Here is a 13,375-nt window from a genome sequence, read left to right as displayed (position 1 = left end):
TCAGCCTCTCAGTTCGGGGGCCAGATCGGCCAGAGTTTGCAGGATGCCCGCCAGCACGGGCCGCAGCACGGCAGCCTTGGCCACGTCATAGGCGAAGGGCGGGGTTTCGGTGCTCAGATGGGTGGATTGTGCCAGTTCAAGCTGGATCGCGTGGATGCCCTCGGCGGGGCGGCCGTAATGGCGCGTGGTCCAGCCACCCTTGAAGCGGCCGTTCAGCACACTGGTCCGGCCCGTCGCGGCGCATCCCTCCTGCACCGCCGTCGCAATGCGCGGATCGCAGGTGGTGCCGCCGGCGGTGCCGATGTTAAAATCGGGCAGCGTGCCATCGAACAGGAACGGGATATGCGAACGGATCGAATGGCAATCGAACAGGATCGCCACGCCGTGCCGCACCTTCACCCGGTCCAGCTCGGCCGCAAGGGCCGCGTGATAGGGGGCGTGAAAGGCGCGGCGGCGCGCCTCGGTCTCGTCCGTATCGGGGGGATCGGCCCAGATCGGTTCACCGTCGAAATCGGTCAGCGGCACAAGCCCGGTCGTGTTCTGGCCGGGATAGAGGCTTTCGTTTTCCGGCGGGCGGTTGGCGTCGATCACATAGCGGTGGAACGTGGCGCGCACGGTGCTCGCGCCAGGCAGAAGGCCGTCATAAAGGCGGTCGACATGCCAGTCGGTATCGGCAAGACGCTGCCCCCGCGCCGTCAGCCGGGCAAGGATTTCGGGCGGCAGCCAGGTGCCGACATGCGGCATGCCCAGAACAACGGGGCCATCGCCCTGCACCACGATCACGGGGCTTTGGGGCGCATCGCTCATGGCTGCTGCACCCCGTCGATGGCAGCGGCGCGGATCAGCGCGCCGTTGCGGATCAGGGTGGCGGCCTTCTCAAGGTCCGGGGCAAGGAAGCGGTCCTGCGCCACTGCGACCACCTCGGTGCGCAGGGCGGCAAGAACCGCCTGCAACCGGCCCGAGGTTTTCAGGGGCGCGCGAAACTCGATCCCCTGCGCGGCGCAGATCGCCTCGACCCCAAGGATCACCGAGAGGTTGTCGTTCATCCGCCCCAACCGCCGCGCCCCATGCGCCGCCATCGAGACATGGTCTTCCTGATTGGCCGAGGTCGGTGTGGAATCGGTCGAGCAGGGATTGGCAAGATGCTTGTTCTCGCTCATCAGGGCGGCCGTCGTGACCTCGGCGATCATCAGGCCCGAGTTCAGCCCCGGATCGGGCGTCAGGAAGGGCGGCAGGTCGTGGCTGAGCGTCGGATCGACCATCAGCGCCACGCGCCGCTGCGCGATCGCGCCGATCTCGGCCAGGGCCAGCGCGATCTGATCGGCCGCGAAGGCGACGGGCTCGGCATGGAAATTGCCGCCCGAAACGATGCGGCCGTTCGACAGGACCAGCGGATTGTCGGTGACGGCATTCGCCTCGATCTCAAGCGTGCGGGCAGCATGGCGCAGGATGTCCAGCGCCGCGCCCGCCACCTGCGGCTGGCAGCGGATGCAGTAGGGGTCCTGCACGCGGGTGTCGCCGTCGCGGTGGCTTTCGCGGATCTCCGACCCCTCCATCAGCGCGCGCATCTGGCGGGCCACCTCAATCTGGCCGGCATGGCCCCGCAGGTCATGGATTTCGGGCTGCAACGGCGCGGTCGAGCCCATGATCGCATCGGTCGACAACGATGCCGTGACCATCGAGGCCACGGCGTTGCGCCACCCCCGGAACAGCCCGATCAGTGCAAGCGCGGTCGAGAATTGCGTGCCGTTGATCAGCGCCAGCCCCTCTTTCGGACCAAGGACGACCGGCTCCAGCCCGGCGCGCGCAAGCGCCGCGGCGCCCGGCAGGCGCTGCCCTTCCACCACGGCCTCGCCCGCGCCGATCATCACCGCCGTCATATGCGCCAGCGGCGCCAGATCGCCCGAAGCCCCGACCGAGCCCTGCGCGGGCACCACCGGAACCACGTCGCGCGCCAGCATCGCCTCGATCAGCGCGACGATCTCCCACCGCACGCCTGAGGCCCCGCGCCCAAGGCTGAGCAGCTTCAGCGCCATCATCAGCCGCGTTGCCGCCGCATCGAGCGGCGCCCCCACGCCGCAGCAATGCGACAGGATCAGGTTGCGTTGCAGCGTGGCCGTGTCCTGCGCCGCGATCTTGACCGAGGCCAGCTTGCCAAAGCCGGTATTGACCCCGTAGACCGCCGCCTCGCCCTTCGCCGCCGCCGCGATCCGCGCCGCGGCGGCCTCGACCGGGGCGCGGGCGCCGGGATCGAGGCGCGCGGGCACACCGTCGCGCCACAACGTCTCAAGCTGCGCCAGCGTCGCGGCGCCGGGTATCAGGGTCAGGGTCAGGGTCATTCGGCACCTCCAAAAATGCGCGCGTGAAGCGGGTTGAAGCCGATCCGCCAGGCCAGTTCGGCCGGGTTGGTCACGTTCCAGACCGCCAGATCGGCACGCAGCCCCGGCGCGATGCGCCCGCAATCAGGCAGGCCCAACGCGCGGGCCGCATGCTCGGTCACGCCGCGCAGGGCCTCTTCGGCGGTCAGGCGGAACAGGGTGCACCCCATGTTCATCGTCAGCAGGATCGAGGTCACCGGCGAGGTGCCCGGATTGCAATCGGTCGAAAGGGCCATCGGCACGCCATGCGCACGGAAGGCCTGAACCGGGGGCATCTGCGTTTCGTGCAAGGTGTAGAAGGCCCCCGGCAAAAGAACCGCGACCGTGCCCGATCGGGCCATCAGGGCCGCGTCCTCGGGCGTGGCATATTCCACATGATCGGCCGAAAGCGCCCCGTAACGCGCCGCAAGCGCCGTGCCGCCCTGATGCGAAAGCTGCTCGGCATGAAGCTTGACCGGCAGGCCCAGATCGCGCGCAAGATCGAAGACCCGCGCGATCTGGGCGGTATCGAAGGCGATCCCCTCGCAAAACCCGTCCACCGCATCGACAAGCCCCTCGTCATGGGCCGCGCGCAGCGTGGGCAGGCAGATCTCGGTCAGGTAGTCGTCGGGGCGGCCGCTGTATTCGGGCGGGCAGGCATGGGCCCCAAGGTAGCTTGTGCGCACCCGCACCGGGCGTTCGCGCGCAAGGCGCCTTGCGGCGCGCAGCATGCGCAGCTCTGCCTCCTGCTCCAGCCCGTAGCCGGATTTCACCTCGATCGTCGTCAGCCCCTCGGCGATCATCGCATCCAGCCGGGGCAGCGCCTGTGCGACCAGATCGTCCTCGCTTGCCGCGCGCGTGGCGCTGACGGTGGACAGGATGCCGCCCCCTGCCCGCGCGATCTGTTCGTAGCTTGCGCCCTGAAGGCGCATCTCGAATTCCCGCGCGCGGTCGCCGCCAAAGACGATGTGGCTGTGACAGTCGATCGGCGCGGGCGTGACCAGCCGCCCGCCCAGATCGCGGCGCGGGGCCTGCGCATGATCGCCGGGCAGGTCGCCCTCGGGCCCGACCCAGAGGATGCGCCCGCGCTCCAGCACGACCGCACCCGCCTCGACCAGCCCATAGCCGGGGCCGTCCAGTGTGGCAAGGCGCGCGTTGCAAAGGATTTCTCGTGTCATCTTCGGCCCTGTGAATGCGTGGCGCTTGTTTTGTGCGCGTTTAATTGTAATATGTATGCACATATTTTTTCTGTCAATACGCAGAACCCACGGGGCGAACCATGAAGATTCTTTGGGCAGAGCAAGCACTTACGCAAGACGGGTGGGCGCAGGACGTGCGCATCGCTGTCGACGGCACGGGCCGAATCCGGGAGGTGACGGCCGGAACCGCGCCCGAGGGCGAGCGCCATGCGATTCTTCTTCCGGCGCCCGCCAATCTGCACAGCCACGCCTTCCAGCGTGCGATGGCCGGGCTGACCGAGCGGCGCGGCCCCGACCCGCGCGACACGTTCTGGACCTGGCGCCAGCTGATGTTCCGCTTTCTCGACCGCCTCACCCCCGAGGATGTCGAGGCCATCGCCGCCTTCGTGCAGATGGAGATGCTTGAGGCCGGCTATGCCTGCAATGCCGAATTCCACTATCTGCACCACCGCCCCGGCGGGCTGCCCTATGCCGATCCGGCCGAAATGTCGGCGCGCATCGCGGCGGCGGCAGAGACGACGGGCATCGGGCTGACCCTGCTGCCGGTTCTCTACCAGTATGGCGGCTGCGACCGGCGCGCGCTTGGCCACGGCCAGATCCGGTTCGGAAACACCCCCGAGCAGTTCGCCAAACTGCATGAGGGCGCGCGCAAGGCCATTGCCGCGCTGCCCGAAGATACGGTTCTGGGCACCGCCCCGCACAGCCTGCGCGCGGTCGGTCCCGACGGGCTGCGCGACGCGATCACCCTGGGCGACGGGCCGATCCACATGCACCTAGCCGAACAGATCGCCGAGGTCGACGAGGTGCGCGCCGCCTGGGGGGCGCGACCGGTAAGCTGGCTTCTGGACAACGCGCCGGTGGACAGCCGCTGGTGCCTGATCCACTGCACCCAGATGGAACCGGAAGAGACGCTGGCACTTGCCGCAACCGGGGCGGTGGCCGGGCTTTGCCCGATCACCGAATCCTCGCTCGGCGACGGGATCTTCGACGGCGTTCGCTGGCTTGGGGCGAACGGGCGCTTCGGCATCGGGTCGGACAGCAATATCCGCATCTCCCTGTCCGAGGAATTGCGCACGCTGGATTATTCGCAGCGGCTGCGCGACCGCTCGCGCGCGGCTCTGGCGCGCCCCGATGCCTCTACCGGGCGCGTGCTGTTCGAGGGCGCCGCCCGCGGGGCGGCACAGGCGGCGGGGCGGGCCTCGGGCGCGATCTCGGCCGGGCTCTGGGCCGATCTGCTGGCGCTGGACGGCGCGGCGGTCGACCTGATCGGCAAGACCGGCGACACGATCCTGGACGCCTGGGTTTTCGCGGGCGATGACAGAATGGTGCTTGATGTCTGGTCCGCCGGCCGCCATGTGGTGCGCAATGGCCGGCATGTCGCGCGGGATGCGATCCGCAGCCGCTATGTCGAAACCCTGCACCGCCTGAAGGACGCGCTCTGAGATGCTGGAAATGCCCACCTCCTGGCAAGCCATTCAGGCCGAGGTGCTGCACCGCATCCGCACCCGGCAATGGCCCCCCGGCGACATGATCCCCAATGAGGCGGTCCTTGCCGAGGAATTCGGCTGCGCGCGTACGACCGTCAATCGCGCGCTGCGCGAACTGGCCGAGGCGGGCTATCTTGACCGGCGCCGCAAGGCGGGCACCAGGGTCGCGCTGAACCCGATCCGCAAGGCGACGCTGGAGATCCCCGTCATCCATCACGAGGTGGAGGCCCGCGGCGGCAGCTACGGCTATGCGCTGATCTCGCGCGAGATGTCGGCGGTGCCGCTGCATATCCGATCCCGCCTTGGGGTTCCGCCCGAGGCCGAGCTGCTGCACGCCCGCGCGCTGCACATGTCGGATGGCGCGCCCTATGCCTATGAGAACCGCTGGATCAATCCCGCCGCGGTGCCGGCCCTGATGGAGGTCGACCTTGCCCGCGTCAGCGCCAATGCCTGGCTGGTCCAGAACGTTCCCTATTCCAAGGGCAGCCTTGCCCTGTCGGCCACCGAGGCCGACGAGGACACCGCCACGATCCTGCGATGCAAGCCCGGCGCGGCCCTGTTCACCGTGGAACGGACGACCTGGATGCACGAGACGCCGATCACCTGGGTGCGCCAGTGCTACCCTCCGGGCCACCGCCTGATGACCGAGATATAGGCCCGCGGAGCAGTTCCATGGACTGAGCTTGCGCTGACGGGTTCAGGAAGCGCGGGGGATGTACAGTCGCAACGGGATGTCATGGAAAGAAGCCGCGGTCATTGAAGGCGCTTCTTGAGGCCCGGCAAGTTCCGCTGCCCTTTTAGCCCGCTTGAGTGCGCTCCTCTTGCTTCCACAGTGCCTCCACGGGCAACCGCCTCATATCAACACTGCTTCGGTCCGATCCTCCATCGGTGCCAAAGGCCGGTTTGGGCCGTCATTGCGAGACGCAAACAAGCTCCAGGCGACATTCGCCAGGTGGTCATCGCTGCAACGCAGCTTCCCCGGACCAGCCTTTCGGCACATTGCGCGGCAAAATCGGATGCGCGAAGGTCAGCGGTGAGGGGCCTCTCAATCGTTCGCTGCACTGATGTTGGACTCCCTCTGCGTTCTTTTGCGACCGGATGAGCACGACACCTTCAGCTCGCTCTCGAGGATCGCGCGAGTTCCCGTGCGAGATCGATGAAGACCTTGAAGGCCGCCGGCGGATTGCGCCGACTGGGATAGTACAGGCAAAGCGGCGCTAGCGGCGGCGTCCAGGCGTCGAGAACACGCACTAACCGCCCCGTCTCGATATCCTCTCGCACGTCCGACTCCATGAAGAACCCGATACCGAGACCATCGAGCACGGCAATGCGCGCGAGGCTGGCTTCGTCCAGCGTAATCGGCCCTTCGACATCGACATGAACCGGCCGGCCCTCGGCTTCGAACTGCCAGCGAAATAGCCCACCGTTTGGCAGGCGCGTGCGAACGCAGGCATGCGCCATCAGGTCGGAAGGCACCGTCGGCGGCTCCCGGCATTCGAAATAGACAGGTGTTGCGACCACCGCGTAGCGCCGCGCGGGTCCGAGCGGGATGGCGATCATATCGGTCGGCACAAGGTTCTGGCTGCGCACCCCGAAATCGAAACCGTCCGCCACGATGTCGACGAGGTTGCCTTCGGTCACGAGGTCGATCTGCACCCCCGGGAACCGCCGCAGGTATTCGAGGATGAGCGGCGCGAGGATCTCCCGGCCCGCCGTGGCGAAGGTGTTGATGCGCAGACTGCCCGTGGGCGTCTCCTGCTGCGATCGGACCGTGTCGATCGCGCCATGAATGTCCTTGAGCGCCGGGCTGACCTGATCGACGAAACGCTGCCCGGCGGCGGTCAGCGACACGCTGCGGGTCGTGCGATTGAAGAGCCGCACGCCGAGTTGCTCCTCGAGCTTCGCGACCGCGCTGCTGAGCGCGCTCGTGGACATCCCCACGTCCAGAGCGGCCGCCCGGAACGATCCCCTGCGGGCAATCGCCAGGACCGCGTCGAAATCGGCCAGCTTGTAGGTCGCCATTATCCCAAAAATCCAAATTCCACATCCGGATTAGTCCCGCTTATGCGCACTGTGTCAAAGCCTTAAATTCAAGCTCAGGGCGCCGGTCCCGATCCGACCCGAGAGGGCAAGCGGCGAGATCCCTATCCACAAAGGAGATCCACCATGAGTATCAAACTGCCAGACGCCATCGACGCCTATTTCTCGGCCGACAAGAAAGGCAACGCGCAGGCCATCGCCGAGGTCTTCACGCAGGACGCCACGGCTATCGACGAAGGCAATACCTACACGGGTCGCAACGCGATCCGGCAGTGGATGGCGAATGCCTCCACGCAATACACCTACACGGTAGAGCCGTTCGACATAGCCGAAGACGGCCAGCTCACGATCGTCACCAGCCACCTTGTCGGAAACTTCCCCGGAAGCCCGGTCGACCTGCGCTATTTCTTCGTCCTTCGCGGGGACAAGATCGCCGGACTGGAGATCGTGCCATGAGCGCCTTCCTGACCCTCGAGGGAAAACGGGCCCTCGTCACCTCCGGCACGCGCGGTGCCGGAGGTGCGACTGTGGCCCTGTTCAAGGAGCTTGGCGCCGACGTCCTCACGACGGCGCGGACAAGGCCGCCGGAGATGCCGGAAGATCGGTTCGTGGCGGCGGATCTGACCCGCGCCGACGGTTGCGCCAGAGTGGCCGAGGCCGTGCGCGACAGGTTGGGCGGCGTCGACATCATCGTACACATGCTCGGCGGCTCCTCGGCACCCGCGGGCGGCTATACGGCGCTTGGCGACGACGAATGGCGGCGCGAGCTCGACCTGAACCTGATGCCGGCGGTCCGCCTTGACCGCGCGCTCGTTCCTGAGATGGAGTCGCGGGGCAGCGGCGTCGTGATCCATGTCACATCCATCCAGCGCGAACTGCCGTTGCCACAGGCGACGACCGCCTATGCCGCCGCCAAGGCGGCCCTGTCCACCTACAGCAAGAGCCTGTCGAAGCAGGTCTCGCCCAAGGGTGTGCGGGTCGTCCGCGTCTCTCCGGGCTGGATCGAGACGGAGTCCTCGGTCGAGCTGGCCAACCGCCTCGCGACCGAGCATGGGGTGGGCGTGGAAGCGGGCAAGCGCATGATCATGGACTCGCTCGGCGGGGTGCCGATCGGGCGTCCGTCGAAACCTGGCGAGATCGCGGACCTGGTCGCCTTCCTCGCCTCGGACCGTGCCGGGACCATAACCGGCACGGAATACGTGATCGATGGCGGAACCGTGCCGACAGCGTGATCACCCTTATCGCCGCCCCCGGCTCCTGCACCTTTCAAAAGGCCCTTCTAGTAGACCAAGGATGCTGAGGTCAGCGGTGCTCGACCACACAAAGATGGAGAGGATTGTGCGCCACCTCGGCGTCCAGCTCGAAGATTCGCTCGCCATCGCGGAAGCGCTGGAACTCTAAGAAGTCGGGCCGGTCGGTAGCGGTCGGCCCTGACCTGCCGTTCAATCCCTGGCCGATCGCTGCGGCGCAGCTTCATCAGACCGGCCTTCGTCCATCGCGCGGCATTTTCGGAGGATGAACGTCGGCAGCGCGGGACGGAGCTGTCGATGGCGGAAATGTACCGATGGCGAGCGCCGGCCCGGGGGGTGGCGCGCGCAACGCCGGCGTCGCGCGGTTTATCCACCAGCGTCATCCGTTTCTTTGAACGCTGCGCGACCGCTCGAAAGCGCTAGCCCGCGGGCTGGGCCGGCGCTATTCGGGCGGGGCGTGCCCAGCCGGTCGATCCGGGCTTTCGCGACTCTTTCCACGAATGTCGGCTAGGACCATCGGGATGTGTTTCGGAGTTGACTGTCAGGGCAAGTTCCCGAGTTGAGGTCCGGGCCCCTGGCGGTGTGGCACTATCAACCATTGCCGGTATCACATCGAACTGTCCTTGCCGGCGTCACCCACCTTGCGAGCCAGCGCGAGGTCGGCCAGAACGGTGTAGAACGCGGGCAGCACCAGCAGCACCAGCACCGTCGAGGTCAGCAGGCCGAACACCACCGAAATGACCAACGGCTTGAGCGTCTGCGCCTGGGTCGAGGTCTCTGCCAGAAGCGGCGCCATGCCGAGGATCGTGGTCGAGACCGAAACGAAGATCGGCCGGAAGCGCGCCCGCACCGCCGCTCCTGCGGCCTGCGCGACTTGTGTGCCGTTCTCCATTTCGCTTCGGATGACCTCGACAAGCAGGATTGCGTTGTTGACGACGATCCCGGCCAATGAGGCCGCGCCCACCAGCGATGGCATCGAGATGTTGTACCCCATCAGGACATGCCCCCAGATCACTCCGAGAAAGGCGAGCGGGATCGTGAGCATGACGATCACCGGTTCGACATAGCTGCGGAACTGGAACGACAGGATCAGGTAGATGCCGACGATCCCGACCAGAAAGCCCCGCAAGATCGAGCCAACCGTCTCGGCGGAACTGGCGGCCTGGCCGGCGATCTCGAACGTCAGGCCCGGAATGCGACCCGCGAGCAGGGGCAAATAACTCCCGCGCATTTGCGCGGTGATCGCGTCGGCGTTGCCGACCCGTCCGTCGACATCGGCCTGCACCGTCAACGTGCGCAGGCCATTGCGCCGCGTGATCGTCGCCCAGCCGCGCGCCTCTTGCATGTCGACAATCGTGCCGAGCGGGACGGCGGTGCCGTCTGGGAGCGCGATGGTGAAGGTCTCGAGATCGTCTCGGGCGTCTCGGCCACTGTCCGAGAGCAGGACGAGCACCTCGAATGGCAGGTCCCCCTGCCGGATGTCGGTCAGTTGCGTTCCAAGGAAGGCCGCCCGCAACTGACCTGCCACGCCCGCCGCCGTCAGGCCGAGGGTCCGCGCCCCCGGGGCGAGTGTCAATCTCAATTCGGGCTTGCCCGGGCGCAGGTCCAACATGGCATTGCGGACGCCGACATAGGTTTCGAGTTCGGCCAGCGTTTCGCGGCCTGCGGCCTCCAGAACCGCAAGATTTCTGTGCGACAGTCGCAATTCCACCGCGATGCCCTGCGGCCCGATGCCCGGCTCCGTCAGGATCAGCGAGGACACGCCGGGAAGCGGCCCGATTTCGGCGCGCCATGCTGCCATCAATTCGTCAAGCGTAGTGCCGCGCTTTTCCGCCGACAGCAAATCCGCCGATACGGTTGCCACATACGCGCCGGTCTCGCCCGCCGAGACGTTTCGGCCCATGCGGCTGATGATGCGCACGACCAGTGCCTGTCCTTCGGGTTGATCCGGCGAAAGCCTTGCGTTGACGCGACTCAGCGCCGCTTCGACCTGGGCGACCGCGGCTTCGGTCCGGGCCAGGGGTGTGCCGGCGGGCAGCATCAGCCGGGCCTCCAGGACGTCACCGTCGATGTCCGGCATCGCCTCGCGCGTGACCACGCCGCCGCGCAGCGCGCCCACTGTCACGATCAATGCGCCGATGGCCAGACCCAGCACGAGCCAGCGCAGGGTGATCGCCATGTCGGCGACGCGCCCGACGCCACGTTCGCGCAGCACGTCGAACCCGGCATCGAAGGCGCGGCGAAAGCGCGACGGTGGCTTTTGCAGACCTTCGAGCCCGGCTTTCAGATGATGCGGAAGGATCAGGAACGCCTCGATCAGGCTGGCGGCGAGGGCCGCCAACAGAACCAGCGGCAGAACCTCCAGCACGGACCCCAGCTCTCCGGACAGGAAGGACAGCGGCAGGAAGACCGCGACCGTCGTCAGAAAGGACGACATGACGCCCGGCGCAACGGCCATGACACCGGCGGTAACGGTTTGAACGCTGACGCCATGGGCTGCGTGCACGGCGATCGAATCCGACAGTACGATGGAATCGTCCATCACGATGCCGATCGCCATGAGAAGCGCGACCAGCGTGATCATGTTCAGGCTGAGCCCGGTGACGGCCATCCAGACGAATGCGCCCAGAAACGCCACCGGCAGACCCATCGCCGCCCAGATCGCATAGCTGGGACGGAAGAACAGGCTCATCAGCGCCACCACCAGCACCAGGCCGAGAATGCCGTTCTGCACCAACATGCTCAGGCGGTCGCGAATGATCGAGGTCACGTCCTGGACGACCTCGACCCTGACGCTGGCGGGAAGGCGGGCGGTCTCGGAGTCGACGCGCGACTGCACGCTGTCGAGCGCGCGCAAAGCATCGGCTTCCAGCGATTTGTGGACTTCCAGAAGCACCACGCGACGGCCATCGAGCCGGGCCTGCTCCTCGACCGGTTCGAAAGTCTCTTCGATCCGGGCCATGTCGCCCAGCGTCAGAACGGCGCCATCGGTCAGGGTCAGCACCGGCAGCGCGGCCAGGGCCTCGACGCTGCGAGCCTCGGCGGTGAAGCGCATGGTCAGGTCGGCCGATGCCGTTTCGATCTGGCCGGCCGGCAGATCGAGGCTTTGCCCGGCGATCACCTGGGCCAGCGTCTCGGCCGTCAGGCCGTGCTGCGCCAGCACCGCCCGGTCGGGCAGCACGGAAAGCGTGCGCGTGCCCATGCCCGACGGGATCACCTTCGCGACATCGGGCAGCGCCGACAGGCTGTCGGCCAGCTCGTCGGCATAAAGGTCCAGCTGGTCGCGCGGCAGATCGCCCGAAACGGAGACCGAGGTCACGAGATCTGTGCGGTGCAGTTCGCGCACCACGGCAGGGTCCGACCGGGCCGGGAAGGTGTCGATGGCCGAAACCTCGGTCCGCAACGTGTTGACGAAGCGCAGCGGCTCGCCCCCGGGCTCCATGGTGACCACGGCACGCGCCCGGTTGTCTTGGGCGACGCAGGTCAGCGACTCGAGCGACTCCACCCCCTGGACCGCGTCCCACAGGGGGCCGCAGATCGCGGTTTCGACATCCGCCGCGGCCGCTCCGCGATAGACCACCGAGATTTCAGCCTCGACCGGGCGGAAATCGGGGAAGGTTTCGCGCAACAGCGTCGGCGCGGCGAAACTGCCTGCGGCGATGAAGACCAGAAGCAGCAGGTTCGAGGCGGTGGGATGCGCGGTGAACCAGCGTATCATCGGGTTTTCCCGGATGCCGCGGTCTCGACCGGAAACAGGCGCATTCCGGGAAGGGCAGGGGCGATGTCGTCAAGCACGACCGTTTCCCCGGCGGTCAGTCCCTCGCGCAGGATCACCAGGCCATCTTGCCGAAAGGCCGGCGTAACCGGTCTGAGCTCAAGCGTGTTCCCGGCGCCCAGGACATAGGCCGTCTCGCCGTGCAGCGCCGCCTCGGGGATGGCGATAACTTGGTTCAAGGGGGCGCCGGTCAGGGCAATCTCGACCTGCATGTTCGGCACGAGCGGCAACCGCGCCGGCGGCTGAGCGGCGGTGTAGGGATCGTCGACCGTCACCACGACAGGCACGGTCCTGGCTTTCGGGTCTAGCCCGCCCTCCACCCGGCTGACGGTGGCGGGCCAGATCTGTGCCGGGTCGATCAGCGGGTGAAGTTCGGCGGTCATCCGGGCCGCCGGGCCCGCGCCGACCGCCGTCAGAGTGTCGGTCTCGAGGGCCATCGAGGTAAGAAGCCGCCGGAAGGCCGGCAGCGGTATCTGCACCACGACTTCGACCCGGGCGATCCCGTCGCCCTGGACCAGTTTCTGGCCGGCTGTGACCCACTGATAGAGCTCCACCTCGACCCCCCGAATCCTGAGATCGAACGGGGTGACGACCACTGTGTGGTCCAGGTCGCGCCGCGACCGGGCGATCGCCGCTTCGGTCCTGGCTGTCTGGGCCTGGAGACCGGCGGAGCGCGACGGCAGCAGGGCCAGCATGTTCTGAAGCTCGGTCACTGTGCGGCGGCTCAGCAGAAGCGCCTTTTCGGTCTCGTCGGCGCGGGTCTGCGGGTTGATCCCCTGATCGACCAGGTCGCGGACCCGTTTCAGGTCGGCTTCTGCCAGTCGAAGACGCCCCTCCTCCAGCGCCAGCACGCGCCGGGTGCTGGCGGCCTCGGCCTCAATCTGGGCCGCTTCCGCCTGCAATGCCTGAAGATCGGCCTCGCTCTGGGACATGGCCAGCTGGTAATCCGCCGGGTCGATCTTCAGGACCTCGGTGCCCGCCGGGATCAGCTTGCCGGTCTCCAGATCGGGATGGCGCCAGATCACTTGGCCGCGCACCTCGGCTACGGCAGCCCAGGTGTCGGCGGCACGCACGCTGCCCCACCCTCGCGCTGCGGGCCAGATGTCCTGCGCCACGACGGAGGCCACGCGCACCGGCAAGCCGTCTGGCGCGTCGACTTGCTGCGCCGGGCTGGGCGCATTGTTGATCAGCCACGCGGCGACCGCAGCCGCCACAAGGATCGGCGGCAAAGCGAGAAAGCGGAGCAGAACGGGCATGAGGCGCACCT

The 13,375-nt window shown here is 67.3% G+C and carries 10 protein-coding genes; 4 read left to right on the top strand and 6 right to left on the bottom strand.

Translation table 11 applies throughout. The features are described from left to right. The 3 genes from hutG to hutI are packed head-to-tail and all read right to left on the bottom strand — an operon-like array spanning position 1 to position 3,535. Positions 1–807, bottom strand: coding sequence for an N-formylglutamate deformylase (hutG, locus tag AC4PTO_RS01070; RefSeq protein ID WP_492731073.1), 807 nt, complete (start codon positions 805–807; stop codon positions 1–3). Then, entirely contained in the window at positions 804–2,339 is a 1,536-nt protein-coding gene (hutH, locus tag AC4PTO_RS01065) for a histidine ammonia-lyase (RefSeq protein WP_492731071.1), read from the bottom strand. The genes hutG and hutH overlap by 4 nt, the downstream gene beginning before the upstream one ends. Next, positions 2,336–3,535 carry an imidazolonepropionase gene (gene hutI, locus AC4PTO_RS01060; RefSeq protein WP_492731069.1) on the bottom strand — a complete coding sequence of 400 codons (1,200 nt, stop codon included), beginning with the start codon at positions 3,533–3,535 and terminating at the stop codon, positions 2,336–2,338. The genes hutH and hutI overlap by 4 nt, the downstream gene beginning before the upstream one ends. Before the next feature lie 101 nt (positions 3,536–3,636). Between hutI and AC4PTO_RS01055 the strand changes: the two genes are divergently transcribed. Then, on the top strand, positions 3,637–4,998 hold the full coding sequence (locus AC4PTO_RS01055; RefSeq protein ID WP_492731067.1) for a formimidoylglutamate deiminase: 1,362 nt from the start codon (positions 3,637–3,639) through the stop codon (positions 4,996–4,998). A gap of 10 nt (positions 4,999–5,008) precedes the next feature. Beyond that, the gene (hutC, locus tag AC4PTO_RS01050) at positions 5,009–5,698 is read left to right on the top strand and encodes a histidine utilization transcriptional repressor HutC (protein ID WP_492731063.1); all 690 of its coding nucleotides are present in this window, start codon (positions 5,009–5,011) and stop codon (positions 5,696–5,698) included. 458 nt (positions 5,699–6,156) lie between these two features. On the opposite strand, the gene AC4PTO_RS01045 is transcribed toward hutC, so the two are convergent. After that, on the bottom strand, positions 6,157–7,065 hold the full coding sequence (locus AC4PTO_RS01045; RefSeq protein WP_492731059.1) for a LysR family transcriptional regulator: 909 nt from the start codon (positions 7,063–7,065) through the stop codon (positions 6,157–6,159). 144 nt (positions 7,066–7,209) lie between these two features. Here AC4PTO_RS01045 and AC4PTO_RS01040 point away from each other — a divergent pair, with 144 nt between their 5' ends. Continuing rightward, the gene (locus AC4PTO_RS01040) at positions 7,210–7,539 is read left to right on the top strand and encodes a nuclear transport factor 2 family protein (protein ID WP_492731056.1); all 330 of its coding nucleotides are present in this window, start codon (positions 7,210–7,212) and stop codon (positions 7,537–7,539) included. Then, complete coding sequence (locus tag AC4PTO_RS01035) at positions 7,536–8,315, top strand: SDR family oxidoreductase (RefSeq protein WP_492731054.1); 780 nt, start codon at positions 7,536–7,538, stop codon at positions 8,313–8,315. The genes AC4PTO_RS01040 and AC4PTO_RS01035 overlap by 4 nt, the downstream gene beginning before the upstream one ends. A gap of 625 nt (positions 8,316–8,940) precedes the next feature. Here the strand turns inward: AC4PTO_RS01035 and AC4PTO_RS01030 are convergent. Continuing rightward, the gene (locus AC4PTO_RS01030; protein ID WP_492731052.1) at positions 8,941–12,051 is read right to left on the bottom strand and encodes an efflux RND transporter permease subunit; all 3,111 of its coding nucleotides are present in this window, start codon (positions 12,049–12,051) and stop codon (positions 8,941–8,943) included. Continuing rightward, on the bottom strand, positions 12,048–13,364 hold the full coding sequence (locus AC4PTO_RS01025; RefSeq protein WP_492731050.1) for an efflux RND transporter periplasmic adaptor subunit: 1,317 nt from the start codon (positions 13,362–13,364) through the stop codon (positions 12,048–12,050). Before AC4PTO_RS01025 ends, AC4PTO_RS01030 begins: the two co-directional genes overlap by 4 nt. Positions 13,365–13,375: the final 11 nt, after the last annotated feature.

This window comes from Rhodobacter maritimus (assembly GCF_058747975.1).
The sequence above is the reverse complement of the archived record's forward strand: the minus strand, read 5'-3'. Positions and strand labels throughout refer to the sequence as shown.

What these genes read in the sequence shown, in the direction of transcription:
- hutG (WP_492731073.1), bottom strand. Translation starts at nt 807, where the DNA reads ATGAGCGATGCGCCCCAAAGCCCCGTGATCGTGGTGCAGGGCGATGGC.
- hutH (WP_492731071.1), bottom strand. Translation starts at nt 2,339, where the DNA reads ATGACCCTGACCCTGACCCTGATACCCGGCGCCGCGACGCTGGCGCAG.
- hutI (WP_492731069.1), bottom strand. Translation starts at nt 3,535, where the DNA reads ATGACACGAGAAATCCTTTGCAACGCGCGCCTTGCCACACTGGACGGC.
- AC4PTO_RS01055 (WP_492731067.1), top strand. Translation starts at nt 3,637, where the DNA reads ATGAAGATTCTTTGGGCAGAGCAAGCACTTACGCAAGACGGGTGGGCG.
- hutC (WP_492731063.1), top strand. Translation starts at nt 5,009, where the DNA reads ATGCCCACCTCCTGGCAAGCCATTCAGGCCGAGGTGCTGCACCGCATC.
- AC4PTO_RS01045 (WP_492731059.1), bottom strand. Translation starts at nt 7,065, where the DNA reads ATGGCGACCTACAAGCTGGCCGATTTCGACGCGGTCCTGGCGATTGCC.
- AC4PTO_RS01040 (WP_492731056.1), top strand. Translation starts at nt 7,210, where the DNA reads ATGAGTATCAAACTGCCAGACGCCATCGACGCCTATTTCTCGGCCGAC.
- AC4PTO_RS01035 (WP_492731054.1), top strand. Translation starts at nt 7,536, where the DNA reads ATGAGCGCCTTCCTGACCCTCGAGGGAAAACGGGCCCTCGTCACCTCC.
- AC4PTO_RS01030 (WP_492731052.1), bottom strand. Translation starts at nt 12,051, where the DNA reads ATGATACGCTGGTTCACCGCGCATCCCACCGCCTCGAACCTGCTGCTT.
- AC4PTO_RS01025 (WP_492731050.1), bottom strand. Translation starts at nt 13,364, where the DNA reads ATGCCCGTTCTGCTCCGCTTTCTCGCTTTGCCGCCGATCCTTGTGGCG.